This window comes from Streptomyces sp. NPDC058864 (assembly GCF_042742985.1).
In the GTDB taxonomy this organism is placed as follows: Bacteria; Actinomycetota; Actinomycetes; order Streptomycetales; family Streptomycetaceae; genus Actinacidiphila.
Map to the genome: position 1 here is coordinate 12,562 of NZ_JBHYMQ010000008.1, position 26,455 is coordinate 39,016.

22 protein-coding genes are annotated in these 26,455 nt (G+C 73.5%); 7 read left to right on the forward strand and 15 right to left on the reverse strand.

The features are described 5' to 3' along the window. Positions 1-203 precede the first annotated feature (203 nt). The 8 genes from ACFW3D_RS08800 to ACFW3D_RS08835 form a co-directional block, all read right to left on the reverse strand. Positions 204-1,034 (reverse strand): LLM class F420-dependent oxidoreductase, encoded by an 831-nt coding sequence (locus tag ACFW3D_RS08800; protein WP_500502937.1) that lies wholly within the window; start codon positions 1,032-1,034, stop codon positions 204-206. A 99-nt stretch (positions 1,035-1,133) separates the two neighbouring features. Beyond that, positions 1,134-2,873, reverse strand: coding sequence for an N-acyl-D-amino-acid deacylase family protein (locus tag ACFW3D_RS08805; protein WP_500502939.1), 1,740 nt, complete (start codon positions 2,871-2,873; stop codon positions 1,134-1,136). Positions 2,874-3,033: 160 nt separating this feature from the next. Then, complete coding sequence (locus tag ACFW3D_RS08810; protein WP_500502941.1) at positions 3,034-4,155, reverse strand: LLM class flavin-dependent oxidoreductase; 1,122 nt, start codon at positions 4,153-4,155, stop codon at positions 3,034-3,036. A gap of 93 nt (positions 4,156-4,248) precedes the next feature. Further along, positions 4,249-5,013 (reverse strand): SDR family NAD(P)-dependent oxidoreductase, encoded by a 765-nt coding sequence (locus ACFW3D_RS08815; protein ID WP_500502942.1) that lies wholly within the window; start codon positions 5,011-5,013, stop codon positions 4,249-4,251. Positions 5,014-5,025: 12 nt separating this feature from the next. Next, the gene (locus tag ACFW3D_RS08820; protein WP_500502944.1) at positions 5,026-5,898 is read right to left on the reverse strand and encodes a TIGR03619 family F420-dependent LLM class oxidoreductase; all 873 of its coding nucleotides are present in this window, start codon (positions 5,896-5,898) and stop codon (positions 5,026-5,028) included. Beyond that, positions 5,895-6,167 (reverse strand): hypothetical protein, encoded by a 273-nt coding sequence (locus tag ACFW3D_RS08825; protein WP_500502946.1) that lies wholly within the window; start codon positions 6,165-6,167, stop codon positions 5,895-5,897. Before ACFW3D_RS08825 ends, ACFW3D_RS08820 begins: the two co-directional genes overlap by 4 nt. 90 nt (positions 6,168-6,257) lie before the next feature. Further along, positions 6,258-7,493: an amidohydrolase family protein gene (locus ACFW3D_RS08830; protein ID WP_500502948.1), complete on the reverse strand. Its 1,236-nt coding sequence runs from the start codon at positions 7,491-7,493 to the stop codon at positions 6,258-6,260. Positions 7,494-8,327: 834 nt separating this feature from the next. Next, positions 8,328-9,041, reverse strand: coding sequence for an AMP-binding protein (locus tag ACFW3D_RS08835; RefSeq protein ID WP_500502950.1), 714 nt, complete (start codon positions 9,039-9,041; stop codon positions 8,328-8,330). Positions 9,042-9,343: 302 nt separating this feature from the next. Here ACFW3D_RS08835 and afsR point away from each other — a divergent pair, with 302 nt between their 5' ends. Both afsR and ACFW3D_RS08845 read left to right on the forward strand, forming a co-directional pair. Then, the gene (afsR, locus tag ACFW3D_RS08840) at positions 9,344-12,280 is read left to right on the forward strand and encodes an SARP-family global regulator AfsR (protein ID WP_500502953.1); all 2,937 of its coding nucleotides are present in this window, start codon (positions 9,344-9,346) and stop codon (positions 12,278-12,280) included. Between the two features lie 175 nt (positions 12,281-12,455). Beyond that, positions 12,456-12,590, forward strand: coding sequence for a hypothetical protein (locus tag ACFW3D_RS08845; RefSeq protein ID WP_018559962.1), 135 nt, complete (start codon positions 12,456-12,458; stop codon positions 12,588-12,590). A 443-nt stretch (positions 12,591-13,033) separates the two neighbouring features. Here ACFW3D_RS08845 and ACFW3D_RS08850 read toward each other — a convergent pair whose 3' ends face one another. Then, complete coding sequence (locus tag ACFW3D_RS08850; RefSeq protein ID WP_500502955.1) at positions 13,034-14,602, reverse strand: FadD3 family acyl-CoA ligase; 1,569 nt, start codon at positions 14,600-14,602, stop codon at positions 13,034-13,036. 57 nt (positions 14,603-14,659) lie between these two features. Here ACFW3D_RS08850 and ACFW3D_RS08855 point away from each other — a divergent pair, with 57 nt between their 5' ends. From ACFW3D_RS08855 to ACFW3D_RS08865, 3 genes are read left to right on the forward strand one after another with little or no spacing between them, the layout of a single operon-like run. After that, positions 14,660-15,808 carry a lipid-transfer protein gene (locus ACFW3D_RS08855; protein ID WP_500502957.1) on the forward strand — a complete coding sequence of 383 codons (1,149 nt, stop codon included), beginning with the start codon at positions 14,660-14,662 and terminating at the stop codon, positions 15,806-15,808. A gap of 1 nt (position 15,809) precedes the next feature. Then, entirely contained in the window at positions 15,810-16,217 is a 408-nt protein-coding gene (locus ACFW3D_RS08860) for a Zn-ribbon domain-containing OB-fold protein (protein ID WP_500502959.1), read from the forward strand. Further along, positions 16,186-16,965, forward strand: coding sequence for an enoyl-CoA hydratase/isomerase family protein (locus ACFW3D_RS08865; protein ID WP_500502961.1), 780 nt, complete (start codon positions 16,186-16,188; stop codon positions 16,963-16,965). Before ACFW3D_RS08860 ends, ACFW3D_RS08865 begins: the two co-directional genes overlap by 32 nt. A gap of 379 nt (positions 16,966-17,344) precedes the next feature. Here ACFW3D_RS08865 and afsK read toward each other — a convergent pair whose 3' ends face one another. Together afsK and ACFW3D_RS08875 are read right to left on the reverse strand one after the other, a co-directional pair. Beyond that, positions 17,345-19,735: a protein serine/threonine kinase AfsK gene (gene afsK / locus ACFW3D_RS08870; protein WP_500502963.1), complete on the reverse strand. Its 2,391-nt coding sequence runs from the start codon at positions 19,733-19,735 to the stop codon at positions 17,345-17,347. Positions 19,736-19,870: 135 nt separating this feature from the next. Then, entirely contained in the window at positions 19,871-20,671 is an 801-nt protein-coding gene (locus ACFW3D_RS08875; RefSeq protein ID WP_500502965.1) for a VOC family protein, read from the reverse strand. 193 nt (positions 20,672-20,864) lie between these two features. Here ACFW3D_RS08875 and ACFW3D_RS08880 point away from each other — a divergent pair, with 193 nt between their 5' ends. Next, a complete protein-coding gene (locus ACFW3D_RS08880) occupies positions 20,865-21,512 on the forward strand; it encodes a TetR/AcrR family transcriptional regulator (RefSeq protein ID WP_499512412.1) in 648 nt (215 codons plus the stop codon). 161 nt (positions 21,513-21,673) lie between these two features. Here ACFW3D_RS08880 and ACFW3D_RS08885 read toward each other — a convergent pair whose 3' ends face one another. Next, entirely contained in the window at positions 21,674-22,174 is a 501-nt protein-coding gene (locus tag ACFW3D_RS08885) for a nitroreductase family deazaflavin-dependent oxidoreductase (RefSeq protein ID WP_500502967.1), read from the reverse strand. Continuing rightward, positions 22,171-23,391: an acyl-CoA dehydrogenase family protein gene (locus tag ACFW3D_RS08890; protein WP_500502968.1), complete on the reverse strand. Its 1,221-nt coding sequence runs from the start codon at positions 23,389-23,391 to the stop codon at positions 22,171-22,173. The genes ACFW3D_RS08885 and ACFW3D_RS08890 overlap by 4 nt, the downstream gene beginning before the upstream one ends. An 81-nt stretch (positions 23,392-23,472) precedes the next feature. Here ACFW3D_RS08890 and ACFW3D_RS08895 point away from each other — a divergent pair, with 81 nt between their 5' ends. Continuing rightward, positions 23,473-24,639: a thiolase C-terminal domain-containing protein gene (locus ACFW3D_RS08895; RefSeq protein ID WP_500502970.1), complete on the forward strand. Its 1,167-nt coding sequence runs from the start codon at positions 23,473-23,475 to the stop codon at positions 24,637-24,639. A gap of 128 nt (positions 24,640-24,767) precedes the next feature. Here ACFW3D_RS08895 and ACFW3D_RS08900 read toward each other — a convergent pair whose 3' ends face one another. After that, positions 24,768-25,598, reverse strand: a complete 831-nt coding sequence (locus ACFW3D_RS08900; RefSeq protein WP_500502972.1) for a glycoside hydrolase domain-containing protein — start codon at positions 25,596-25,598, stop codon at positions 24,768-24,770. Positions 25,599-25,902: 304 nt separating this feature from the next. Then, positions 25,903-26,454, reverse strand: a complete 552-nt coding sequence (locus ACFW3D_RS08905; RefSeq protein WP_500502974.1) for a GNAT family N-acetyltransferase — start codon at positions 26,452-26,454, stop codon at positions 25,903-25,905. Position 26,455 lies beyond the last annotated feature (1 nt).

Consider the following 26,455-nt stretch of genomic DNA (forward strand, 5'->3'; position numbering starts at 1 on the left):
CGGGGAGCCGGCAGGCCGGCTGCAACGGCTGGAACGACCGGACCATCGGGCTCCGGGCACCCGGCCGGCCCACGACAGCGCGCCGGTCACGGCGACGACTTCACCGAGGAGGGCGTCCGCGCCGCGACGCGGGCGCTGCCGGAGCGCCGGCTCGACGTCGACGCGGCCTTCACTGCCTCGGACGTCGTGGCCGCCGGCGCGGTTCAGAGGTACTGCGCGTAGTCGTCGAGGGTGCGCAGCACCTCCGCCGTCCCCGCGGACGGCAGTTGCAGCACGATCTCGTCCAGGCCCTGGTCCCGGTAGTGGGCCAGCTTGCCCGGGTTCGGACGGACCGCGTACGGAACGACCCGGAGCGCCGCCGGGTCCCGGCCGGCGTCCGCCCACACGCGGCGCAGCCGCGGGACGCTCTCCGCCAGCCCGCCGCCGCCGATCGGCATCCAGCCGTCGGCGTACTCGGCGATGTGCGCGAACAGCGCGGGGCCCCCGGCACCGCCGCACAGGATGCGGGGCCGGCCGCCCGAAACGGGCTTGGGCCAGGCGTGGCTGGCCTCGACCCGGCAGGAGACGCCCTTGTACGCGGTCGGTTCCGGCGCCCACAGGGCCTTCATGAGGGCCATCCGCTCCCGCACCAGCTCCCGGCGGCGCGGCCAGTCGACCCCGTGGTCGGCGGCCTCCTCCACGTTCCAGCCGAAGCCGACACCGAGGGTGAACCGGCCTCCGGAGAGGAAGTCCAGGCTCGCGATCTGCTTGGCCAGCACGATCGGATCGTGCTGGGCGACCAGCGAGACGCCGGTGCCCAGCCGCAGCCGGCGGGTGACGGCCGCGGCCGCGGACAGGCCCACGAAGGGGTCGAGCGTACGGCCGTACTCCGGCGGCAGCGCGCCGCCCATGGGCGCGGGGGTCCGGCGGCTGACCGGGATGTGCGTGTGCTCCGGGAGGTAGAGGCCGTCGAAGCCGCGCTCCTCCAGTTCCCGGGCGAGCCGGACGGCGGGTACGGAGTGGTCGGTCAGGAAGATCGTCGTGGCGATCCGCATGGCGTCGTCGCACCTCCCGTGGTGTGGGCCAACCGTATGCCGGTGCCGCGGGCCCCGGACACCCCCGGCACGGTGTCCCGCCGCGGGGGCGACCCGTGGTCACACCCCCGTGGCGACCGTGCGGGTGTCCCGTCCCGAACGCAGGACCCGGCCGGGGACCGCCCCGGTGATCCCGTCGTCGCGGATCGTCTCCACGCCGTTGACCCGTACGCTCACCACGCCCCGCGCCCTGGAGTCCAGGCGCGGGCTGTCGCCCGGGAGGTCGTGCACGAGGACGGCGGTGCCCGCGTCGATCCGCTCGGGGTCGAGGAGCACCAGGTCGGCGTGGTGTCCCTCGGCGACCCGGCCGCGGCCGCGGAGCCCGAACAGCCGCGCCGGGTCGTCGGTGAGCATCCGCACCGCCTTCTCCAGCGGGACCAGCCGGCGGCCGCGCAGGCAGTCGCCGAGGAAGCGGGTGGTGTACGGCGCCCCGCACATGCGGTCCAGGTGGGCGCCCGCGTCCGAGCCGCCGAGCAGCACGTCCTCGTGCTCCCAGGTGGTGCGCCGCAGCTCCCAGCTGTCCGGGTCGTTGTCGGTGGGCATCGGCCACAGCACCGTCCGCAGGTCGTCGGCCGCACAGATCTCGACGAGGGTGCGGAAGGGGTCCTGCCCCCGTTCGGCGGCGATGTCCCGCACGACCCGGCCGCTGACCGCGGCCCGCCGGTTCTCCTCTGAGTACGTGTCCCCGATGACGTACCGCCCGAAGTCGGCCAGCCGGCGGAAGACGCCCGCCTCGGGGCTGACGGCGCGGCGGAGCATCCCGGCGCGGACCCCGGGGTCGCGGAGCCGGGCGATGCGCTCGGGGACGGGCAGGGAGAGGATCTCGCCCCAGCCGGGGATGAGGTTGAGGGCGCAGAAGGTGCCGAGCGACATGTTCATCGGCGTCAGGATCGGCATCGTCAGCGCGACGACGCGGCCCCCGGCCTTGCGGGCCCGCTCGGAGGCCTGCAACTGGCGGGGCACCCGGTCCGGGACGGCGGAGTCGACGGTCAGCACGTTCCAGTTGAGCGGACGGCCGGCGGCGACGGTCATCTCGACGAAGAGGTCGATCTCGTCGTCGGAGAAGGTGTCCAGGCACCCGGCGACGATCGCCTCGATCTGCGTGCCCTCGTGCTCGCCGACGGCCCGGGAGAGCGCGAGCAGTTCCGCGGGCCGGGCGTGCCGCGAGGCGACCGGGCGGCCGTCGCCGTCGGAGTGGGTGGCGGACTGGGTCGTCGACAGGCCCCAGCCGCCGGCCTCCATGGACTCGTGGAAGAGCCGCAGCATCCGGTCGAGCTGGTCGGCCGAGGGCTGTCCGCCGACGGCGTCGGGCCCCATGACGTAGCGGCGCAGCGCGCAGTGGCCCACCATGAAGCCGGCGTTGACGGCGATCCGGCCCTCCAGCGCGTCGAGGTAGTCGCCGAAGCCGTGCCAGCTCCAGTCGACGCCGGACTCCAGGGCCTTGAGCGACATGCCCTCGACCTTGGACATCATCCGGCGTGTGTAGTCGGCGTCCTGGGGCTTCAGCGGCGCCAGGGTGAACCCGCAGTTGCCGCCGGCGACGGTGGTGACCCCGTGGTTCATGGAGGGGGTCGCGAAGGGGTCCCAGAACAGCTGGGCGTCGTAGTGGGTGTGCGGGTCGACGAAACCCGGGGTGAGGACCAGCCCGGTCGCGTCCTCGGTGGTCCGTGCGGGCTCCTCGGTCCGGCCGGCCGGCGCGATCGTGACGACGCGGCCGTCCCGCAGTCCGACGTCGGCCGTGCGGGCCGGGGCACCGGTGCCGTCGACGAGCGTCGCGCCGCGGATCAGGTGGTCGAGCATGCGTGGTCCCTCCTCCTGCTGGGGCCGCGGGCGGGCGCCCCGCCGCGCGGTGTGGCCCCCGGCCGGCCGCGGGCGCGGCGGGCCGCCGCCGCGGTGCCGGTCCGGTCCGGGGGCCGGGCGGCGGTCCGGGAAGGCGCCGCCCTGTCGGTGGCCCGCGGCGTCACACCGCCCGGCGGAAGCGGGTGGTCCGGTGCACCGGGTCCGTGTCGATCTTGGGGATGACGTGCTCCCCCACCAGCTTGATCGTGCGCATCGTGTCCTCGAAGGGGACGCCCACCGGCAGTCCGAACGACAGCTGGTCGGCCCCCGCGGACTCCCAGCGCTTGCACTGCTTGAGCGCGTCGTCGGGGTCGCCGCAGATCATCAGCTCCTCGTCGAGGAGCATCTCGATGAGCTCCTCGGTGTACGTCGGCAGCAGCTCGGGCCACTGCGGGATGTACTCCGGGCGCGGGAAGGTGTCGTGGTAGCGGAAGACCAGCGACTGCAGGTAGTTGAGGTTGCTGCTCGCCGCGACGCGGATCGCCTCCTTGCGGGTCTCGGCGACGATCGCGGTGGTCGTCACCATGACGTTGTCGTTGACGAAGTCGCCGATGGGCTCGGCGTCGCGCACCGCGGTCTTGTACTGCTCCAGGACCCACTCCATGTCGGAGACCTTCTGGACGCTGAAGCCCAGCACGCCGAGCCCCTTGCGGGCGGCCATGGCGTAGGAGGGCGGGGAGCCCGCGGCGTACCACATGGCGGGGTGCGACTTCCCGTACGGCTTGGGGAACACCTTGCGGGGCGGCAGGGACCAGTGCTTGCCCTGGAAGCCCGGGTACTCCTCGTTGAGCCACATCTTCGGGAACTCGCCGACGGTCTCCTCCCAGATCTCCTTGGTGGCGTTCATGTCCGTGACGCCGGGGAGGAAGCCGAGGATCTCGTGGCTGCCGGCACCGCGGCCGGTGCCGAACTCGAAGCGCCCGTCGGAGAGGTGGTCGAGCATGGCGACCTTCTCGGCGACCTTGACGGGGTGGTTGACCTGCGGGAGGGGGTTGAAGATGCCCGACCCGAGGTGGATCCGCTCGGTGGCGTGGGTGAGGTAGCCGATGTAGACGTCGCTGGCCGACAGGTGCGAGTACTCCTCGAGGAAGTGGTGCTCGCTGAACCACGCGTACTTGAAGCCCGACCGGTCCGCCTGGACGACGTACTCGGTCTCCTCCATCAGCGCGTGGTGCTCGGCCTGCGGGTCGACCTCCGAGCGGAACTTGGGCACATATCCCTGTACGAAGATCCCGAATTCCAAGGGGTTCACCGTCCCTAGCTTTTCTGACGGATCGTCAGATTCCCGCTCCGACTGTTCCACCGGCGACGGGGGAGGTCAATACCTGATCGTGCGTCAGAAGAGCTGGACCCCGGCCAGCCAGCCGCCGTCCACGACGAACGGCTGTCCGGTGACGTACGAGGAGTCGTCACAGGTCAGGAAGAGCGCCAGCCGCGCGACCTCCTCCGGGCGCCCGATCCTGGCGAGCGGCACCAGCTTGCCGTACAGCCGGTCCAGGGCCTCCGCGGGGACGGAATCCCCCGGGTTCGACATCGGGGTGTCGATCGCGCCCGGGCACATCGCGTTGACCCGGATGCCCTTGGGCGCCAGCTCCAGGGCGGCCACCCGCGTCATGCCGACGACGGCCGCCTTGGTCGCGGCGTACGAGACCACCCCGGCCATGCCGGTCAGCGCCACGTAGGAGGCGGTGTTCACGATCGTGCCGCCGCCGGCCGCCGCGAGCAGCGGGGCCGCGGTGCGCATCCCCAGGAAGGCGCCCACCTGGTTGACCTGGACGACCTCCTGGAACTCCGCGAGCGGGGTGTCGACCAGCGCGTTGAACCGCAGGATGCCCGCGTTGTTGACCAGCCCGTCCAGCCGGCCGAAGGACTCGGTGGCGGCGTCCAGGGCCGCGGCCCAGTCCGCCTCGCTCGTCACGTCCAGGTGGACGTAGCGCGCCCGGTCGGCGCCGATCCCCTCCGCCACGGCCGCGCCCCGCTCGTCCAGCACGTCCCCGAGCACGACCCGCGCCCCCTCCGCCGCGAAGAGCAGCGCCTCCTGCTCGCCCTGCCCGCGCGCCGCGCCGGTGATCAGCACGACCCGACCGTCCAGCTTGCCCATGTCCGTCACTCCCTACGCGTCGAGGTGCGGCGCCACGCCGTCGGCGAACGCCTCCATCTGGTCGAGCAGTTCGGCGGCGCCACGGCTGCGGAACCTCACCTGGATCTGGTCCACCCCCATAGCGCCGTACTCCCGCAGCGACTCGGCGAGCGCCTCCGGCTTGCCGGTCAGGGTGCGCCGCCCCACCGGCCACTCCGGCTCGCCGACGTACAGGGGCTCCGCGATCACCCCGACGGTGATCGGCCTCCCGCCGCGCAGCCCGCGCAGCCGGGCGATCTGCCCTGGCATGGCCTCCCGCGAGTCCCCCTGCGGCAGCCAGCCGTCGCCCTTGAGCGCCGCGCGCCGCACCGCCGCGGGCGACGACCCGCCGACCCACACCGGGACCGGCCGCTGCACCGGCTCCGGCTTCTGCCCGCCCGCCGCGAAGTAGTCCCGCACCGCGTCGATCGCCCGGTCCAGCAGCGCTCCCCGCCGCTCGAAGTCCACCCCGAGCGCCTCGAACTCCTCCCGGACGTGCCCGGCCCCGACCCCGAGGACAAGCCGGCCCCCGGAAAGGTGGTCCAGGGTCGCGTACTGCTTGGCGGTCAGCAGCGGATGCCTCAGCCCGATCACCGCCACGTGGCTCAGCAGCCGGACCCGCGTCGTCACGGCGGCCAGGAAGGCGAGCGTGGCGACGGGGTCGTACCAGGTGGGGCTCATCGCGGGGGCGAGCCGGGGCGGGATGGCCACGTGGTCGCAGCACCCGATGTACGCGAAGCCGAGCCGGTCCGCCGCCCGCGCGACGTCCACCAGGTCGCCCGGCGGCGCCCCGGCCTCCCACGGCTCCGCGTAGAGGGTGCTCAGGGATTGCACCGGCAACTGCATGCCGTACGCGGTCTTGGTCATGCCGTCATGTTCGGACCTGACGAACCGTCAGACAAGGGCCGGCACACCCCGAACTCCGGAGCGGCCACCGCCCTTCGACCGCGGCGAAGCCCGAAGGGGTTGGATTCCCGGAGCGCGACCACCCACAGCAGGCCGCCGTCGGAGTCCAGCCGGGCGAAGAAGCCGTGCGAACCTTCGCCGCAGTCCACGCACCCCGTGCCGTCCACCCGGTACAGGCCGTCCCACGCCGGGACCCGGCCCGTCAGCCACAACTCGGCGATCAGGCCCATCGCCCGCCCCCTCCCCGCCATGCCGGGAGAAGCCCATCGGGCGGCCGCGCACGGTGTGCGACACGGCCGCCGACAGCGGGCGAACTCATCTCAGCCGGCGACGCCGCCCTGCCCCGGCCACAGCCCCTCCGGGGTCAGCCCGAGCAGCTCGATGGCGTTGCCGCGCACGATCCGCTCGACGACGTCCGGGGCGAGGTGGCCCATCTGGGCCTCCCCGACCTCGCGGGACTTGGGCCAGGTCGAGTCGGAGTGCGGGTAGTCGGTCTCGTACAGGACATTGCCGACGCCGATCGCGTCGATGTTGCGCAGGCCCACCGCATCGTCGAAGAAGCACCCGTACACGTGCTCCCGGAACAGCTCCGACGGCGGCCGCAGCACCTTGTCGGCCACACCGCCCCAGCCGCGGTTCTCCTCCCACACCACGTCGGCCCGCTCCAGGATGTACGGGATCCAGCCGATCTGGCCCTCCGCGTACATGATCCGCAAGGAGGGGAAGCGGTCGAAGATCCCCGACATCAGCCAGTCGACCATGGAGAAGCAGCAGTTGGCGAAGGTGATCGTGGAACCGACCGCGGGCGGCGCGTCGGCCGAGGTGGACGGCATCCGCGAAGAGGAGCCGATGTGCATCGCGATGACGGTGCCGGTCTCGTCGCAGGCGCGCAGGAAGGGGTCCCACGCGTCGGTGTGGACGGACGGCAGCCCCAGGTGCGGCGGAATCTCCGAGAAGCAGACGGCCCGCACCCCGCGCGCGGCGTTGCGGCGCACCTCGGCGGCGGCCAGTTCGGCGTCCCACAACGGTATGAGGGTGAGCGGGATCAGCCTGCCGCCGGCCTGCGGGCCGCACCACTCCTCGACCATCCAGTCGTTGTAGGCCCGCACGCACAGCAGCCCCAGCTCCCGGTCCTTGGCCTCGGTGAAGGTCTGGCCGCAGAACCGCGGGAAGGTGGGGAAGCAGAGGGCGGACTGCACGTGGTTGACGTCCATGTCCGCCAGCCGCTCCGGGACGCTGTACGAGCCGGGGCGCATCTGCTCGTACGTGATCGCCTCCAGCCGCACCTCGTCCCTGCTGTAGCCGACGGCGGTGTCCAGGCGGGTCAGCGGGCGCCGCAGGTGCTCGTAGACCCACCAGTCCGCGACGGGCCCCTCGTCGCCGGGCTCGCCCATGCGCGGGGCGAACCTGCCGCCGACGAAGGTCATCGACTTCAGGGGGGCGCGCACGATCCGCGGCGCGTTGTCCCGGTACGCCGACGGGAGCCGGTCCCGCCAGACGCCGGGGGGCTCGACCGTGTGGTCGTCCACCGAAATGATCCTCGGGAAGGTCTCCATGGGGTCACGGTAGCGCGAATCTGACGCCCCGTCAGGAGTGCCGGTGCGACCCGTTTGCTTGCGTGCGGCGCGGTTTGTGGTTGCGGTTGGGGTTCTTTTCCCCGCCGCCCTCCCGTTGCCCCGGTCGGTCAGTGACCGCCTCGCTGCGTGCGTCTGTGGGTCGGTGGCGCGCCGGCGCACGTCCTCAGCGCTCGCGGATTTGCCGGATCATTCCGTCCCGGGTCCGCCGCTCGTCGCTTCCGGGCGCACCCCTGCACACCCCCTCCTGTCGTATGGGCGACTGACGCCGGTGGGGGGTGAGTAACGCACCTGCGGCACCCCCGGACCGCCTCCTCGCCCACCCTCCGGCCGTCTCCCGCCCGCCTGCCCTCCCCCGTCCTTGGGCCGGGTCGGCCAGTGGGGGTGAGGAGGGCACTTGCGGCAACCCCGGACTGCTTCATCACCCCCCACCGGGCGTTGGTCGCTCGCGATAGGGAGGGGGGGGGTGATGAGGGCACTTGCGGCAACCCCGGACTGCTTCATCACCCCCCACCGGGCGTTGGTCGCTCGCGATAGGGAGGGGGTGGGGTCGTAGGGGTGGGCGTTCTGGACGCTGACGTGTATTTGTTGTGCGGCAGAGCGGCACCTGTTCGGACCGCCCGCCATGCACATAAATATGCGGTACAGAATGCCCACCCCGGAGGCCCCGCCCCCGGCCCACCCAACGGACTGGGCGAGACCCGTACCAACCGTCCCGGGGCAATCGGGTGGGCGGGCGGCGGGAAACCGCCCGCCGCAGGCGCAAACAAGCCGCACACGTACAACCGGCCCGCAGAAACGACCCCCGGGCGCCACTCACCCCACCCCGCCCCCCGGCTCCAGCAGCAGCATGCGCCACACCGCGTCCTCCAACCCCCGCACGGAGGCCATCCACCCGAGGCTGTCCTCCGACGTGCCCCGGCCCGCCGCGACGACCAGCTCACCCACCGCGTCCGCCAGGTCACCGTGCCGCAGCGCGGGCTCCATGCGGCCCCCGCCGAGCCCGTCGGCCACGTAGCGCTCGTAGCCGGGCGCCGTGCGCAGGACGCCGACCGGGCGCCACTCCCGCGCCAGCCGGTCCACCGGCTCACCGCCCACACGGTGCCCGTCGGCCTCGACGACCTCCGTGCGCGAGCGGTCCACCGCGAGCGCGGTCCACGCGTCGGCACCGGTGAGCACCGCCGCGGGACGGCAGCGCTCGACGGCCTCCGCGACCGTCCCCGCCCCGTCCGGGCCGCCGCCGACCAGCGGCACCGCGGCCATCCCGGCGTACAGGCAGCCGTAGAACGCCCCGGCCAGGTCCGCACCCTGCCGGTAGGCGAGCAGCACCCGGCTGCCCGGCGGCAGCAGCCGTCCCAAGCGCGCGGCGACCGCGCGGGCGCGGCGGTCGAGTCCGGCGAAGTCGCAGTCGTACGGCTCGTACGGGCGCCCTTCCGGCTGCCGGAAGGCCCGGCGGCGCAGCGCGGGACCGGGCAGCCGGTAGACCGACGGCGCCGGCCCGCCGCCGGCGCGGCTCCGTGGTCCGCTCACGGCCTGCGGCACACAACGCGAGCACATGGGCGCCCCTCCATCTCTCCGGACGGGGAGCCCGTCAGACCGACGGCATATGACCGCACTTCACATGAAAATGGCCCGAACATTCCCTGCTACTCCTCGGAACGCCCCTCCCGAAAGCCACCCATAGGTGACCGCGTACAGGTTGAGGCGGCAAACTGGCACAGGCGGCGGAACTGATGGCGATGGTCCTGCCGTCTGTGAAAACTGTTCCGCCTCGTGATGAACGATCGATATACGCGCTCGTCGGGAAGGTTCGGCGGCACCTGGGGGCAGGCATGGCAAGCGGTAAGGACCAGGGCGGAGTGCTGCGCTTCGCGGTCCTCGGCCCGGTGCGGGCCTGGCACGGCACGGAGCCGATCTCCGCCGGTTCGCCACAGCAGAAGGCGCTGCTGGGCGCGCTGCTGCTGCGCGGCGGCCGCACGGCCACCGCGCAGGAGCTGCTGGACGCCGTCTGGGGCGAGGACCCGCCGCCCACCGCGCTCGCCGCGCTGCGCAGTTACGCCTTCCGCCTGCGCAAGGCCCTCGGCGCCGAGGCGCTGGCCACCGTCGACGGCGGCTACGTGCTGCACCCGGGGGACGACTTCGACCTCTTCCTCGCCGAACGCCACCAGGCCGCGGCCGAGAAGGCCCGCGCGGCCGGGGACCTGGCCACGGCCCGCGAGGAACTGCGCGGTGCCCTCGCCCTCTTCGACGGCGAACCCCTGGCGGGGCTGCCCGGCCCGTACGCCGAGACCCAGCGCACCCGTCTGCTGGAATGGCGGCTGCAGCTCACCGAGACGTGCCTCGACCTGGACCTGCAGGCCGGCGGGCACGCCGAGGCGGTCTCCGAGCTCACCGTGCTGTCCGCCGAGCACCCGCTGCGCGAGCGGCCGCGTGCCCTGCTGATGCTCGCCCTGTACCGCAGCGGGCGGCAGGCCGAGGCACTGGGCGTCTACGCCGACACCCGCCGCCTCCTCGACGACGAGCTGGGCGTCGACCCGGGTGCCGAGCTCGCCGAACTCCACCAGCGCGTGCTGGAGGCCGACCCTTCGCTGCTGCCGCCGCCCGTTCCGCAGGCGGAGGTCGTCGCCGAGCCGGTACGCCCTGCCCAGCTGCCCGCCACCGTCGCCGACTTCACGGGCCGCGACGCCTTCGTCCGCGAGCTCGGCGAGCGTCTGGCCGGGGCCTCCGCGGAGGGCGGGGTCATGTCGGTCTCCGCAGTCGCCGGCATCGGGGGCGTCGGCAAGACGACCCTCGCCGTCCACGTCGCCCACGCGGTCGCGGGCACCTTCCCCGACGGCCAGCTCTACGTCGACCTCCAGGGCACCGCCGCCCGGCCCGCCGAACCCGAGACGGTGCTCGCCTCCTTCCTGCGCTCCCTCGGCGTCACCGACTCCGCGATACCCGAGTCCCTCGCCGACCGCGCCGCGCTCTACCGCTCCACGCTCGCGGGCCGCCGGGTCCTGGCCCTGCTGGACAACGCCCACGACGCCGCCCAGGTCCGCAACCTCCTGCCGGGCACGCCCGGCTGCGCGGCGCTGGTCACCAGCCGGACCCGCATGGTCGACCTGGCCGGGGCCCACCTGGTCGACCTGGACGTCATGAGCCCGGAAGAGGCCCTGCTGCTCTTCACCCGCATCGTCGGGGAGGAGCGCGTCGCCGCCGAACGCCAGGCCGCCCTCGACGTCGTCGCCGCGTGCGGCTTCCTGCCGCTCGCCATCCGCATCGCCGCCTCCCGCCTGGCCACCCGCCGCACGTGGACGGTCTCCTTCCTCGCCCGCAAGCTCAGCGACGAACGCCGCCGCCTGGACGAGCTCAAGGCCGGCGACCTCGCGGTCAAGGCCACCTTCGAGCTCGGTTACGGCCAGCTCACCCCGCAGCAGGCCCGCGCCTTCCGCCTGCTGGCCCTCGCCGACGGCCCGGACGTCTCCCTCGAGGCGGCCGCGGCCGTCCTCGACCTGGACGTCCACGACGCCGAGGAACTGCTGGAGACGCTGGTCGACATCAGTCTCATCGAGTCCGCCGCTCCCGCCCGCTACCGCTACCACGACCTGGTGCGCCTCTACGCCCGCGACTGCGCCGAACGCCACGAGGGGGACGACGCCCGCTGCGCCGCGCTGTCCCGGCTGCTGGACTTCTACCTCGCGTCGGCCGCGTGCGCGTACGAGTTGGAGAACCCCGGCGACCGCCTGCTCGCGCACCTCGCCCCCGTCGGCCGCCCCGGACTGCCCTTCAGCTCCCGCGAGGACGGCCTGGACTGGCTGTTCACCGAGGCGTCCAGCCTCCTCGCAGCCGTCCAGCAGGCCGCGGGCGGCGGCTGCGAGGGCCCGATGCGGCGGGCCGTCGACCTGCTGCTGGTGAGCCAGGACCTGATGGAGTCCGGGATCTACGCGCGCCAGTACGAGCAGGCCACCCGCGCCATCGTCACCACGGCCGGCGCCTGCGGCGAGCCGCTCGTGGAGGGCCGGGCCCGCGTGCTGCTGGGCCAGCAGTACAGCCTGGCCGGACGACTGGAGGAGGCGGACCGGGAGGCCGAGCGCAGCCTCGCGCTCGGGCGTGCCGTCAGCGACCCTCTGACCAGCAGTTACGCCCCCAACCTGCGCGGGATGGTGGCCCTCGCCTCGCGGCGCTTCCAGGACTGCGCGGACCACCATTCCCAGGCCCTGGAGACCTTCGTGGCCGACGGCAACCGGCACGGCGGTGCCGCCGCGTTGAGCAACCTGTCACGCGCCCAGATCGAGCTCGGAGACGTCTCCGCCGCCGTGGCCTCGGCGGAGCGGGCCCTGTCGATCTACCGCGAGCTGCGGGCCGGATTCCGTCTCGGCAACGGCCTGTACGCGCTCGCCATCGCGCTGACGGCGGCCGGCCGCCGTCAGGAGGCCCTGGCGGCGCTCTCCGAGGCGCTCCCCGTCTTCAGAGCGGCCCGGCAGCGCTTCTGGGAGGCCATGTCCCTCTTCCGTATGGCGGAGGTGCACCTGTCCTCCGGTGCCCACCGCCAATCGGCGGCGCTGGCCGAGCAGTCGCTGAACGCGCTGCGCGACCTCGGGGGCGAGCTCTATCGCGCGAAGGTGCTCACCGTCCTCGGGCGCGCGCTCGCCGAGGTCGGCCAGGTGGACCGTGCCCGCGCCTGCTGGCGGGACGCCCTGGCGGCCTTCGTCGCGCTGGGCTCCCCCGACGCCGACGAGGTCCGGCGCCTGCTGCACGGTCCGGCCTCTCCGGCGATCGCCGTGTAGCGGTTCCGCGCCACGCAACACCGCTGATACAGGACATCAACAGTTCCGTTTATCGGTTGATTATCGACGCCTGCCACGATTCCATCACTGCAAGAGCTGCCCGCCTGGTAGCGCACGGGGGTCGTTGCCAGGCGGGCTTTGCATCGGCCCAGTTCCACCCACAAGGGGAGGCAGCATGAGCGAGACGGCACCCGAGTCCGGCTCCACCGTCGAGGAAGAGCCGGAAGTCGTCGAGACCGAGGAGATCGAGGAGCCCAAGGTCAAGGGCGACGACACCACGGTCAAGCCCGACAACTGGCACTCGCCCTGACCGGCGCCTGAACGGGGGACGGCCGGCCCGAGGGGGGCACGGGGGGACAGCACCACCACGGGGGACAGCACGGCCTGAGGGCGCACCAAGGGGGGAGCGCCTCCAGGAGCGGGGGGACGGCACGAGGGATCCACGGACCGACTGCGGCGCGGAGGGGGCGCCGCAGTCGGTCTTCGTCGTGCGCCTGATCATCTTCCGCGACGCACGGCACTTGCGGGTCTTCGGGCCCGGCACGGTGGGTTCACAGCCGGAGTTGCCCTCCCGTTTCCCAGGCGGCCGGACACCGCCTCACCGCCGCGCTCCCGGCCGCCGCCGGGGACGGCACGGACGCCTGGCACCGGACGATCGTCTCGCCCGACGACTTCCACACCCGCTGACACCCGGCTCGCCGGACCGCCGGGGCTCCCTCCCGCAGGGTGCGGGAGGGAGCCCCGGCACGTCGCTCACCCCGCCCGCAGCGCCGTCTTGAGCACCTTCCCGCTCGCGTTGCGCGGCAGCTCCGCCAGGAACTCCACCTCGCGCGGCACCTTGTAGTTGGCCATCTCGCGCCGGGACCAGGCGATCAGGTCGTCCGCGGTGACCACGGCCCCCTCCCGCCGCACGACGTACGCCCGGCCCACCTCGCCGAGCCGGGGGTCGGGGACGCCGACCACCGCCGCCTCCACCACGTCCGGGTGGCGGGCGAGCGCCTGCTCGATCTCCGCGGGGTAGGCGTTGAACCCGCCGACGATGAACATGTCCTTGATGCGGTCGGTGATGCGCAGGTTGCCGTCGGCGTCCATCACGCCCACGTCCCCCGTGTGCAGCCAGCCGTCCGCGTCGACCGCCTCGGCCGTGGCCGCGGGGTCCTCCCAGTAGCCGGACATGACGTGGTAACCGCGCACCAGGACCTCCCCCGGGCGCCCCGGCCCCTCCGAGAGGACCCGCACCTCCGTGTCGGGGATGGCCCGCCCGGAGGTCGCGGCCACCACCTCCGCGGGATCGCCGCGCCGGCACATCGTCACGGTGCCGCTCGCCTCCGTCAGCCCGTACGCAGTCAGCACGGTGGCGATCTTCAGCTCACTGCGCAGCCGTTCCACCAGTTGCAGCGGGATCACGGACGCGCCGGTCACGACCAGTCGCAGTGAGCTCAGGTCGTGCTGGGCGCGCTCGGGGTGGTCGAGGACCGACTGGTGGAGGGTGGGCGGCCCGGGCAGCACGGTGACGCGCTCGGCGGCGATGTTGGCCAGGACGGTGCCCACGTCGAACACCGGCTGCGGGATCATCGTCGCGCCGCGCATGAGGCAGGCGATGATGCCGGCCTTGTAGCCGAAGGTGTGGAAGAACGGGTTGACGATCAGGTAGCGGTCGCCCTCCTCCAGTCCTGCCAGGTCCGCCCAGACGTCGTAGACGCGCAGCGTCTGGGCGTGGGTGACCACCGCGCCCTTGGGGTGGCCGGTCGTCCCGGAGGTGAAGGTGATGTCGGAGGGCGCCGAGCCGTCGATCGCGTCGGAACGGGCCCGTACCGCCGCACCGGTGACGGGGTCGCCCGCCGCCAGGAAGTCCTTCCAGCGCCGGTAGCCGTGGCCTTCCGGCGCCGCGTCGGACAGGACGACGACCTGTTCCAGGTCCGGCAGCGGCTGCTCCCGCGTCGCGCGGCGCAGCGAGGCGACGTAGGAGGTGCCGAGGAAGGTGCCCGTGACGAAGAGCAGCCGGGCGCGGGTGCGGCGCAGCACGTACGCGGCCTCCGCTCCCTTGAAGCGGGTGTTGAGCGGGACGAGGACCCCGCCGGCGGTGACCGAGCCCAGGGCGGCCGTGATCCAGTCGAGGGTGTTGGGGGCCCAGACGGCGATCCGGTCCCCCGGGGCGATCCCGGCCGCGACGGCCGCCGCGGCGGCGCGCTCGACCCGGGCGCCGAGTTCGGAGTACGTGACACGGGTACGGCCGTCCACGACCGCCTCGCGCTCGCCCCAGCGCCGCGCGGCTTCCCGCACGAGCCGGGGGACACTGCCCCACTCCAGGTCACCGCGCATGCGCCGAGCACCTCCCCAAGAGCTGACTATCCGTCAGATTAGCGATAACCTGACGGAATGTCAGCCTTGAAGGACGCCACCGCGATCGCCGGCATAGGCGCGACCCCCTTCGCCAAGCACCTGCCCGAGTCGGAGAAGGCGCTCGCCTGCCGCGCCATCCTGGCGGCGCTCGACGACGCCGGGATCGAGCCGCACGAGGTCGACGGCCTCGCGTCGTACACGATGGAGGAGACCGACGAGGTCGAACTGGCCAAGACCGTCGGTCTCGGCGACCTCACCTTCTTCTCCAAGACGGGTTTCGGCGGCGGCGGTTCCTGCGCCACCGTCGCCCACCTCGCCGCCGCCGTCGCCACCGGGCAGGCCACCGTCGGGGTCGCCTGGCGGTCCCGCAAACGCGGCAGCGGCCCCCGTCCGTGGACGAACACCACCGCGCAACTGCCCACCCCCGCCCAGTGGACCCGGCCCTTCGGCCTGCTGCGGCCCGCCGACGAGATCGGCATGCTGGCCCGCCGCTACATGCACGAGTACGGCGCCACCCGCGACCACCTCTTCAACGTCGCCCTCGCCTGCCGCAACCGCGCCAACCAGAACCCGGCCGCGATCATGTACGACCGCCCGCTGACCCGCGAGATGTACATGACCTCGCGCTGGATCAGCGAGCCGCTCTGCCTCTACGACAACTGCCTGGAGACCGACGGCGCCCTGGCCTGTGTCGTGGTCTCCGCCGACCGCGCCCGCGACTGCCGGCAGCGGCCCGTCTACGTGCACTCCGCGGCCCAGGGCCTGCCCGCCCAGCACCACGGAATGGTCAACTACTGGACCGACGACCCCCTGACGGGCCCGGCCTGGACCGCCGCCCGCCATCTGTGGAAGCACGCCGACCTCACCCCCGAGGACATCGACGTCGCCCAGATCTACGACGCCTTCACCGCTCTCGTCCCGCTCTCCCTGGAGGGCTACGGCTTCTGCGGCCGCGGCGAAGGCGGCGCCTTCACCGAGGGCGGCGCCCTGGAGATCGGCGGCCGGCTGCCGCTGAACACCTCCGGGGGCGGGCTGAGCGAGGCGTACGTGCACGGCTTCAACCTCATCACCGAGGGCGTGCGGCAGCTGCGCGGCACCTCCACCGCCCAGGTGCCCGGCGCGCGGACCTGCCTGGTCACGGCCGGCGAGGGCGTCCCGACCTCCGCGCTGATCCTGAGGAGCTGACATGCTGAGCCCCGTCACCGACGACGACGGCGCCCCCTTCTGGGAGTACGCCCGCGCCGGCGAACTGCGCGTCCAGGCCTGCGCGGACTGCGGACGGCTGCGCTTCCCGCCCCGCCCCTGCTGCCCGCACTGCCACTCCTTCGCCTCCGAGTGGCGGCGCACCAGCGGGCGCGGCCGCGTCTGGTCGTACGTCGTCCCCCATCCCCCGCTGCTGCCCGGCTACGCCGAGCAGGCGCCGTACAACGTGGTCCTCGTCGAACTCGCCGAGGACCCGAGGATCCGGCTGGTGGGCAACCTGGTCAAGGCCCCGGACGCCCGGCTGGACTCCTTCGACCCCGCCCGCATCCGCATCGGCGCCCCCGTGAAGGCGGTCTTCCATGACGGCATCCCGCGCTGGCTTGCGCTGTGAGACGAAGGACGGCGTCGCCGTCGTCACCCTCGACCGGCCCGAGCGGCACAACGCGCTCGACCTGGCCACCGCCGCCGGACTGAGCACGCTCTGGCGGGAGTTCCGGGCCGGCGACGAGGTCCGCGCGGTCGTCCTCACCGGAGCCGGTGACCGTGCCTTCTGCACCGGCCTGGACCGCGCGGCCGAGGTCCCGCAGCCGCCCTCCCCGTACGCCGTCGACGATCCGCTGCTGACCGTCGGCCCCAAGGCCAACGACCTGTGGAAGCCGGTCATCGCCGCCGTCAACGGGATGGCCTGCGGCGGCGCCTTCTACCTGCTCGGCGAGTGCGAGTTCGTGATCGCCGCCGAGCACGCCACCTTCTTCGACCCGCACACCAGTTACGGCATGGTCAGCGCCTACGAGGCCATCGCCATGGCGCAGCGCATGCCGTACGGCGAGGTGATGCGCATGGCCCTGATGGGCACGGCCGAGCGGATCGGCGCCCGGCGCGCCCACGAGACCGGGCTGGTCTCGGAGGTCGTGCCCGGGCCGCGGCTGCTCGACGCGGCCCTGCGCGCGGCGGCGGTCCTGGCCGCCCACCCCACCGAGGCCGTGCAGGGCACGATCCGCGCCGTCTGGTCGGCCCACGAGGCCGCGCGGGCCCAGGCCTTCGCGCACGCCCCGCACCTCATCGCCCTCGGCAACCTCCCGCCGGAGCGCCAGGCCCGGCTCTTCGCCGACCGCACACGGGAGCACCGCGTGCGCTGACCGGTTCCCCCGCGGCACGGAGCGGTCCCGCGGACGCCGGCGCAATCGCGGTACGGCCTGCCCTCACCACACGGGGCAAGCACCGTCGTCGGGGTACCGATGGCACTGCCGCCCGGAACCCGGGGGACACCCGCGTCCGCGGGCTCGGGAAACGCACGCGAACGGGGAAGTACCCCCGCAGCAACCCGTGGTGGCAGGCGCGCCACCGAGTCCGGGCCGCCGCCCCTCGTGTGCGGGGTGAGGCGGCCTCACGACGGCCGGCAAGGGGTCACCCTGACGGCCCCCCGCATGGCGCCCTGGCCTCCCGCCGCGTAAGTTGGCCAGCGGCGGCCGTCGTTTGCCCCTTCCGTGTGTGGCACGACGGCCGTCAGCCTGGTCCTCACGCGCGCCGGGTGGCCGCCTCGGTGCCCTTCACGGCGTTGAGGGCGTACACGCAGCGGTCCTTGCTGCTCGCGTAGACCACACCGTCCGACACCACCGGGGAACCGGTGATCTCCCCGCCGGTCTCCAGCTTCCAGCGCAGCTGACCGCCGCTCGCGTCGACCGTGTAGAGGCAGTGGTCCTTCGAGCCGAAGTGCACCCGCCCGTCGGCCACCACCGGGGAGCCGACGATCTCTCCCTGGGCGGCGAAGCGCCACTTCGGGGTGCCGGAGACCGCGTCGAGCGTGTACAGCGCGCCGCCCGCGCCCAGCATCACCGAACCGCCCGCGACGAGCACGGGCTCCACGCTCTGCCGCTGCTCGGTCGCGACCCGCCAGCGGTCGCGCCCGTCCGCCGGGTCCAGGGCGTACACGGTGCCCAGGTAGTCCGCGACGTAGACGCCGCCGCCCGACACGCCCGGTCCGGGCACGTAGGCGGGCGGCGCGAACATCACCGCGGGGGCGTCGAAGCGCCACCGCTCGGCACCGCTGCGGGCGTCCAGGGCGAGCACGCGGTTCCCCACGGTCACGTAGACCGCGCCGTCGGCGACGACCGGACGGGTCGGCATGGCGCCGCCCTCCCCGGTCGGGTACGACCAGTGCTCCGCGCCGCTCGTCGCGTCCAGGGCGTGCAGCCGGCCGCCGCCGTGGAAGTACACGACCCCGTCGACCACGCTCGGGCCCGACTCGGGCGTCTCGAACTCCGTCTGCGCTCCGCCGCGTTCCCAGCGCAGCCGTCCGGCCGCGGCGTCCCAGACCTGCACGCCGCCGCCGCGGGTGCCGGTGACCACGGTCCCGGCGTCCGCGCGGAGCGAGTAGATCCAGCCGTCCACCCCGGTGCGCCAGTGCTCGGAGCCGTCCGCGGCGTCCAGCGCGTACAGGCTCGGCCCGTCGGAGCCGTGGATCCGGCCGCCCGAGACCGCCATCGTCCACGCCACGTCACGGGTCTTGAACCGCCGCCGCCCGGTGGCCACGTCCAGCGCGTGCACCTCGAAGGAGGTCACGTAGAGCCGCCCCGAGGACACGACCGGGGTGCCCCACACGTCGTTCGACATGCGGAACCGCCACGGCCGCCATTCGCCCGGTGGGGCCGCGGGCGCCTGCGGGACACCCTGGGGCGCGCCCTGGGCGTTGCCCTGGCCGGGCACCGCCGCCGGCGGACCTCCGGCCGCGCCGCCACGGCCGGCCCAGCCGAGCCCGCCGCCGGCGGCGGCCGCCGTGGCCGCGGCCTGGTTCTTGCGCTCGGCGATCCGCATCCCGGGTCCTATCGGTGCCGACCCGGCGAGTTGCACCGGTCCGCCCGGACCGTCGGCGGCGACCGGAGGGGGCCCCACGGGCGCCGCGGGGGGCGCCGGAGGCTGCGCCGGCATCGGGGGCACCGCTGCGCCCGCGCCACCGCCTCCGGGCGCTCCGGCGCCGACGCCGCCGGGGGCGCCCGGCCCCGCGCCAGGGCGGCCGCCGCTGCGCCGCTCCTCTATCAGGCCCACCGCCGCGGGCGGCAGCCACGCGGAGGCCGTACCGGTGTCGTCGCCCGCGGAGGAGAACAGGTGCGGCGCCAACTGGGCCTGCAGGTCCGCCGGACTCGGCCGGCGGTCGGCCTCCATCCGCATGCACGCGTCGATGAGCGGGCGCAGCTCGTCGGGCAGACCCGACAGGTCCGGGCCCTCCCGGAGCAGCATGAAGACCGTCTCCACGGGGTTCGCCCCGTGGAAGGGCGCGTGCCCGGTCGCCGCGAAGACCAGCGTCGAGCCCAGCGAGAACACGTCGCTGGAGCCCGTGACGCTGCGGGAGTCCTTGGCCTGCTCGGGCGACATGTACGCGGGCGTGCCCACGGCGACGTTCGTCATCGTCAGCCGCGTGTTGGACACCCCGCTCGCGATGCCGAAGTCGATCACCCGGGGGCCGTCCTCCACGACGAGCACGTTGGAGGGCTTCATGTCCCGGTGGACCAGCCCCGCCCCGTGGATCGACTGCAGCGCCTCGGCGACCCCGGCCGCCAGCCACCGCACGGCCTGCACCGGCAGCGGCCCGGACTCGTTGACGATCTCCTCGAGTGAGGGCGCCGGCACGAAGGCCGTCGCCAGCCAGGGCACGGCGGCCCTGGGATCGGCGTCGACGACCGCCGCCGTGTAGAAGCCGCTGACGGCGCGGGCCGCCTCCACCTCACGGGCGAAGCGCACACGGAAGAGCTGGTCCTCCGCGAGCTCCGCCCGTACGGTCTTGATCGCCACGCGCCGGCCGGACGCCGAGCGCGCGAGATAGACCAGGCCCATGCCGCCGGCACCCAGCCTGCCCAGCACCTCGAAAGGGCCGATCCGTCTCGGATCGTGCTGCGTCAGCTGCTGCACCACTGCCCTGCCACCTCCCCGTGGGTTCCCCCCATCCCGGGGTCCGTCCCTGATTCTTCCTGGGATGAGTATCAGTTGCGAACCCGGGGCGGTGTCGACACGCGATTACCTTTGATTCGGTTGCGGATCCGCGTGCGTTCAGGACGGCTTCTCACCCACCGTGGTGCCGGGGTCGATCAGGGCGAAATGGGCACCCTGGTCGTCGCTCGCCAGGAGGAAACGGCCGAAAGGCGAATCCATCGGACCCATGGTGACCCGGCCCCCGAGCCGCGCGACCGTTTCCGCGGCGCGGTCGGCGTCGGAGACGGCGAAGTAGACGATGAAGTGCGCGGGCAGTTCCTCGGGGAAGCCCTCCCCCATCCGGAAGCGGCCGAGGACCGCGTTGTCCGGGGTGACCTCCTCGCCCTCGGGGACGAAGATCCTGAAGTCGATGGCCTCGTCGTCGATCCGCTTGCTGCCGAAGCCGAAGACCGCCTCGTAGAAGGGGTCGGTCCGCTCGGTCTCCCGCGTGTAGATCTCGGTCCAGATGTAGGAGCCCGGGACGCCGGTCGCCTCGAAGCCGCCGTGCGTGCCGGGCTGCCACACCCCGAACACCGCCCCGCCCGGGTCGGCCGCCATGAGCATCGTGCCGAAGGCGCCGACGGCCATGGGTTCCATGATGAGTTGGCCGCCGGAGTCGCGGATCCGGCCCGCGGTGGCCCGGATGTCGGAGGAGGCGAGGTAGAGGTTCCAGACCGTCGGCATCCTGCCGTCCGGCTTGGGGGAGAGGGCCGCGACGTTCTTCCCGTCCGGGCCGTACGCCTGGGTGTACTGGCCGTACTGCTCCTCCCCCTCCCCGAAGGTCCAGCCGAGCAGTCCGCCGTAGAAGCGCTTGCCGGCCTCCAGGTCGTTGAGCATGGCGTCGGCCCAGCAGGGGGTGCCGTCGGGGTGTGCGGCCATCTCGTCCTCGATTCGTCCGATGATGCGACCGGCGATCCCGATTCACGTGGGGATTCGCATGGATCGACGGAGTGTCTGACTTGACACGTTATCGGCGGATCCCCCGCCGCGCCCGAGGAGAAATCGAACACATGGCCTTCCCCATTTGCAGGCATCGAATCGCGCGCTGATCACCAGCCCGTAAACTGACGGCATGACAGGACAAGTTCGCACCGTCGACGGCCGTGTGGCAGGCCGCCGGGGACAGGCGACGCGGCAGAAGCTGCTCGACTGCCTCGGCGAAATGCTCAGCACGTCGCCGTACCGGGACGTCAAGGTGATCGACGTCGCCCGGATGGCGGGTACCTCCCCCGCAACGTTCTATCAGTACTTCCCCGACGTCGAGGGCGCCGTCCTCGAGCTCGCCGAGGAGATGGCCAAGGAGGGGGCCGCGCTGACGGACCTCGTCGCCGGCCGTTCCTGGGCCGGCAAGTCCGGCGCCACGGCGGCGGAGGAACTGGTCGAGGGCTTCCTCTCCTTCTGGCGCAAGCACGACGCCATCCTGCGCGTCGTCGACCTGGGCGCCGCCGAAGGGGACAAGCGGTTCTACAAGATCCGCATGAAGATCCTCAACCCCCTCACCAACTCCCTTTCCGACTCGATCAAGGAGCTCCAGGGCAAGGGCCGCGTCGACAAGGATGTCAGCCCGGCAGCCGTCGCCGGATCCCTCGTCGCCATGCTCGCAGCGGTCGCCGCGCACCAGAAGGGCTTCCAGAGCTGGGGCGTCAAGCAGGCCGAGCTGAAGCCGAACCTCTCGCTGCTGGTGCACCTCGGCGTGACGGGCAAGAAGCCGACGCGGTGACGCCGCGTCGCTGACGCCCGCCTCCGGCGGCATTGTTGACCTACGTTCAAGTCGAAGTCCTGCCTGCAACGACGCGGGCGCCCACCGGTCCTCGGGGGAGGTTGCCGGCCCAGGCGCCCGCGTTGTTTTTTCCGGGGGCTTCGCCCTACGGCACCACGGCACTACGGCACTACGGGCGGGCCGCCGCCCGACTCCCTGGGGACGAGCCGGAACAGCCGGATCCGCCGCTCCACGCGCCGCGCGTAGGTCGCGTACGGCGGCCAGAACTCCAGCAGCGCCGCCCACACCGCCTCGCGCTCGCCGCCCGTCAGCAACTCCGCACGCACGGGGACGTCCCGGCCGCGCCAGTTGACCTCGGCGTCGGGGTGCTTGAGCAGGTTCCCCGTCCACGCCGGATGGTCGGCGCGGCCGAAGTTGCTGCCGACCAGCACGAAGGTGCCGTCCCCCTCCGGCATGCAGGCAAGCGGGGTGCGCCGGGGCAGACCGCTGCGCGCGCCCGTGGCGGTGAGCACCAGGCCGGGCAGCATCCGCGCGCTGAGCAGCACCTTGCCGCGGGTCGCCCGGTGCACGAACCGGTCCACCGCCGGGACGACATGCGGCCCGATCCTGGCGAACGCCCGGGTCGACGACACCTTCTGCACTGCGGTCCGCAACACGCTCATGCCGCCGCCCTTCCCCGGGTCGTGGCCGCTGTGGTGGTGGCAGCGGCGAAGAGTCCCGCGCGCTCGGCCGCGTGGGCCCGCAGCGCGTGCACGGGGCCGAAGAGCAGGTCGTCGGAGGCGGCCCGTTTCACGTACAGGTGCGCGTGGTGCTCCCATGTGAAGCCGATGCCGCCGTGCAACTGGACGGCCTGCCCCGCCGTGGCACGCAGCGCCTCCAGGCCCTGGGCGAGGGCGAGCGGTGCCGCGACCGCGGCGTCCGGCGCCTGCTCCGGGGGGTTCCCGACGGCCCAGGCGGCGTAGTAGGCGGCCGAGCGGGCGGCCTGCACCTGGACGTACAGGTCGGCGAGACGGTGCTTGACGGCCTGGAAGGACCCCACGGGCCGCCCGAACTGCTCCCTGACCCCGACGTACTCCACGGTGCCCGCGAGCGCCTGGGACGCGGCTCCGACGGCCTCCGCGGCCAGGGCGGCGGCGGCCAGGACACCCGTACGGGCGAGTGCGGGGCACGGATCGCCCGCCTCGTCCCCGCCGAGGGGCTCGGCGGGGACGTCGCGCAGTTCGACGCGCGCCTGCGGGCGGGTCTCGTCCAGGGCGGTCAGCCGCCTGCGGGACAGGCCCGATGCGTCGCCGGGGACCAGGAAGAGCCGGATGCGGCTGCGGGCGTAGCCACCCGCATGGGCGGCCACGAGCAGCAGCCCGGCGGCGGGGCCGCCGAGCACCTGGTCGGCCTGCCCGTACAGCCGCCAGACGCCGTCCGTCCTGCGGGCCTGCACTCCTCCCGCGCGGCCGCCGCCCGCCCAGTCGCCGGTGTTGGGGCCGGTGAGGCCGAGGGCCGCCGGGGGCGCGGCGAGGGCGGCGGGTTCACCCGAGGCGAGGCGCGGGAGCAGGTCGCGGCGCTGGGCCCCGGTGCCGAGCGCCTCGACCAGGGGAGCGGCGAGCACGGCCGTGCCCAGCAGCGGCGAGGGCAGCAGCGCCCGGCCAGTCTCCTCGCAGGCCAGCACCAGTTCGGTCGGGCCGCAGCCGGCGCCCCCGTACGCGGCGGGGAGGGCGAGGCCGGGCAGGCCGATCGAGCGCGCCAGCAGCCGCCACAGGGCGGTGTCGTGGCCCTCGGAAGTGCGGACGGCGGTCTTCACCTCGTCCGGTCCGCAATGTTTGCGGAGCAGTTCCCGCAGGGTGCGGCGGATCTCGTCCTGCTCCTCGGTGAAGGCGGCGTCCACGGCGAGTTCTCCTCCCACCTCGGGGTGTCCGGCACGTCCGGTGGCGTCCGGAAACCCCGTATCTGATGTACCGTCAGATTTATGGCTCAGGGTCAGGGTACTCGCAACGGCCGTGAAGTCGCCGTCCTCGGCGTCGCGTTGTCCGACTGCGGCAGGGTCGACGACGCCACCCCCTACGCGCTCCACGCCCAGGCGGCGCGCCGCGCGCTCGCGGACAGCGGGCTGCCCCGGTCGGCCGTCGACGGCTTCGCCTCGGCCGGGCTGGGCACGCTCGCGCCGGTCGAGGTCGCCGAGTACCTCGGACTGCGGCCCCGCTGGGTCGACTCGACCTCCGTCGGCGGGGCGACCTGGGAGGTCATGGCCGCGCACGCCGCCGACGCGATCGCCGCCGGGCACGCCGACGTCGTGCTCCTGGTCTACGGTTCCACCGCCCGCGCCGACCTCAAGGCCGGGCGGCGCACCGCCAACCTGTCCTTCGGGGCGCGCGGACCGCTGCAGTTCGAGGCCCCGTACGGGCACACGCTGATCGCCAAGTACGCGATGGCCGCCCGCCGCCACATGCACCAGTACGGCACCACCGCCGAGCAGCTCGCCACCGTCGCCGTCCGGGCCCGGGCGAACGCGGCCCGCAACCCCGAGGCGATGTACCGCACGCCGATCACCGTCGACGACGTCCTGTCCGGGCCGATGATCGCCGACCCGTTCACCAAACTGCACTGCTGCGTCCGCTCCGACGGCGGCTGCGCGGTGCTCCTGGCGGCGGCGGAGTACGTTCGGGACGCGGCTGCGCCGCCGGTGTGGGTGCTCGGCTCCGGCACCGCCGTCTCGCACGCCACGATGTCGGAGTGGGACGACTTCACGGTCTCCCCCGCCGCGGTGTCCGGGCGGCTGGCCCTCTCCCGCGCGGGCGTCACCCCGGACGAGATCGACCTCGCCGAGATCTACGACGCCTTCACCTACATGACCCTGGTGACGCTGGAGGACCTCGGCTTCTGCGCCAAGGGCGAGGGCGGGCCCTTCGTCGCCGCGTCGCCGCTGCCGGTCAACACCGACGGCGGCGGGCTGTCGGCCTGCCATCCCGGCATGCGCGGGCTGTTCCTGCTCGTCGAGGCGGTGCGGCAACTGCGGGGGGAGGCGGGCGAGCGGCAGGTGCGCAAGGCCGGCGGGGCGCTGCCGGAGCTTGCCGTGGCCTCGGGGACGGGGGGCTGGTTCTGCTCCTCGGGGACGGTGGTGCTGGGGCGGGGCTGAGGGGCGGCGGCCGGGGCCCGTGCCTCTCGGCCCTCCGCCGCTCAGCTCATCCGCGCCGCACGCCCCGCCCGTGCCGCCCGTGCCGCCTCGGCGTCTCGGCGTCTCGGCCTCGGTCTCCGTCCCGGGCGTCAGCCGGTGATGGCGACGGGGGCGTCCCAGTCGCTGCGGTCCACGGTGATGGTGTAACCGCCGCGGGACTCCTTGCTGTTCACCATGTACTGGTGGCCGCGGCGGTGCCCGGTCCACAGCGACGTGGAGAACGGCCAGTCCGTGGTCGTGGTCTTGCGCTCGTCCCACAGCGCGTACCAGAGGACGTCCGGCAGGTCGGTCCGGTTCGTCGCCGTGGCGACGGCCTTCGCGCTGGAGCTGCGGAAGCCGTAGAAGCCGGCCCAGTAGCCCTTGGCGTGCACCGCCTTGTCCCAGGCCCGGATGTACGTGAGCACCGCGTTGTTGCACGAGGTGTTGGCGACGTCGTACGACTCCATGTCCAGGTAGACCGGGCTGCCGGCCTTCATCCCCAGCGCCGATGCCTTCGCCACCGCGTCCGCGCCGTCCGTCGCGCCGAGCGAGGCCGCGGTGGAGGCGGTCAGCTTCTCCGGGTTGCGGCTGGTCTGGCACGGCGGCTGCGCACCCACGTAGAGCGGGATCAGCTTCCAGCCGGTGGCACTCACCGACTTGACCCAGGACGCGGTGAGGTTGGGCTGCGCGCACCCCCGGTTCTTGCCGCCGACGTACACCGCCGCCGCGCCGTAGAACCCGTTGTGCCAGGCCTTCATCGCCGAGGCGGACGGCGCGGCGCACGTGTCGAACGCGCGCCCCGTGTAGACCTTGGGCGCGGGGCGCGACACGGTGGTCGCCATCGAGGCCTCCGCGGCGACCCCACCCCCCACGAGCACCGCGGCCGCCGCCACCGCCCACGCGATGTAACGACGCTTCCTCGACATCCGGTGACCGGACATCCCCACCCCATTCACGACACGGGACGCACCGCACCGGGTGCGCCTGGCAGGACTGCTGAGGCCCCCGGCACAGCAATGCGAAGGCTGTGCGGCGCGCGGCTGCACCGGCGTACGGGTCCGCGGCGCGCGAGGGCGGATCGCACCCTAGCCAACCCGCCTCACCCGATCGGGAAAGCACATGTCCCGATCGGCACAAGATTCCCCCAAGACACGGCAAATCTCCGCACCGAGCGGCTGCGGGGCGCGGAAGCCGGCGCACGGGGATCGAGGAGCAGGGTTCAGGGGCGCGGATCAGGGGGCGCGGTCAGGGGCGCGGATCGGTCGCCAGGCGGCTGTGCAGGTGGACGTCCCGGAGCGCGCCGGACAGGTCGACCACCGCCTCGCGCAGCACGCCTTCGAGGACGTAACCGCAGCGTCGCGCCACCCCGCAGGAGGGCTCGTTGCCGACGGCGTGGCCCAGTTCCAGGCGGTGCAGCCCCAGATCGCGGAAGGCCCACCGGGTCACCGCCTCCAGCGCCCGGGAGGCGACGCCGCGCCCACGGGCCTCGGGGAGCATCCAGTAGCTGACGCGTGCGCCGCGCATCGCGTGGTCGATCATCCCTATCCCGGCCTGGCCGAGTACGGCACCGTCCTCGGTGACGGCGAAGGACGCGAGGTCGCCGGCCACCCAGCCGTCGCGCCGGCGCAGCAGGAACCCCCGCGCCCCGGCCTCGTCGGGCTCGGGTGCGTGCGCGGTGTTCCAGCGGCGGAAGTCCGGGTCGCCGAGGCCCCGCAGTGCCGCGTCCAGATCCTTGGGCGTCTCCTCCCACGGCCTGAGCAGCAGTCCGTACGCTTCCAGCTCCACCGGTCTCAGCACG

What these genes read in the sequence shown, in the direction of transcription:
- ACFW3D_RS08825 (WP_500502946.1), bottom strand. Translation starts at nt 6,167, where the DNA reads ATGGGCCTGATCGCCGAGTTGTGGCTGACGGGCCGGGTCCCGGCGTGG.
- ACFW3D_RS08845 (WP_018559962.1), top strand. Translation starts at nt 12,456, where the DNA reads ATGAGCGAGACGGCACCCGAGTCCGGCTCCACCGTCGAGGAAGAGCCG.
- ACFW3D_RS08875 (WP_500502965.1), bottom strand. Translation starts at nt 20,671, where the DNA reads ATGGCCGCACACCCCGACGGCACCCCCTGCTGGGCCGACGCCATGCTC.
- ACFW3D_RS08885 (WP_500502967.1), bottom strand. Translation starts at nt 22,174, where the DNA reads ATGAGCGTGTTGCGGACCGCAGTGCAGAAGGTGTCGTCGACCCGGGCG.
- ACFW3D_RS08815 (WP_500502942.1), bottom strand. Translation starts at nt 5,013, where the DNA reads ATGGGCAAGCTGGACGGTCGGGTCGTGCTGATCACCGGCGCGGCGCGC.
- ACFW3D_RS08855 (WP_500502957.1), top strand. Translation starts at nt 14,660, where the DNA reads ATGTCAGCCTTGAAGGACGCCACCGCGATCGCCGGCATAGGCGCGACC.
- ACFW3D_RS08805 (WP_500502939.1), bottom strand. Translation starts at nt 2,873, where the DNA reads ATGCTCGACCACCTGATCCGCGGCGCGACGCTCGTCGACGGCACCGGT.
- ACFW3D_RS08820 (WP_500502944.1), bottom strand. Translation starts at nt 5,898, where the DNA reads ATGACCAAGACCGCGTACGGCATGCAGTTGCCGGTGCAATCCCTGAGC.
- ACFW3D_RS08830 (WP_500502948.1), bottom strand. Translation starts at nt 7,493, where the DNA reads ATGGAGACCTTCCCGAGGATCATTTCGGTGGACGACCACACGGTCGAG.
- ACFW3D_RS08860 (WP_500502959.1), top strand. Translation starts at nt 15,810, where the DNA reads ATGCTGAGCCCCGTCACCGACGACGACGGCGCCCCCTTCTGGGAGTAC.
- afsR (WP_500502953.1), top strand. Translation starts at nt 9,344, where the DNA reads ATGGCAAGCGGTAAGGACCAGGGCGGAGTGCTGCGCTTCGCGGTCCTC.
- ACFW3D_RS08895 (WP_500502970.1), top strand. Translation starts at nt 23,473, where the DNA reads ATGGCTCAGGGTCAGGGTACTCGCAACGGCCGTGAAGTCGCCGTCCTC.
- ACFW3D_RS08800 (WP_500502937.1), bottom strand. Translation starts at nt 1,034, where the DNA reads ATGCGGATCGCCACGACGATCTTCCTGACCGACCACTCCGTACCCGCC.
- ACFW3D_RS08865 (WP_500502961.1), top strand. Translation starts at nt 16,186, where the DNA reads ATGACGGCATCCCGCGCTGGCTTGCGCTGTGAGACGAAGGACGGCGTC.
- ACFW3D_RS08850 (WP_500502955.1), bottom strand. Translation starts at nt 14,602, where the DNA reads ATGCGCGGTGACCTGGAGTGGGGCAGTGTCCCCCGGCTCGTGCGGGAA.
- ACFW3D_RS08880 (WP_499512412.1), top strand. Translation starts at nt 20,865, where the DNA reads ATGACAGGACAAGTTCGCACCGTCGACGGCCGTGTGGCAGGCCGCCGG.
- ACFW3D_RS08900 (WP_500502972.1), bottom strand. Translation starts at nt 25,598, where the DNA reads ATGTCCGGTCACCGGATGTCGAGGAAGCGTCGTTACATCGCGTGGGCG.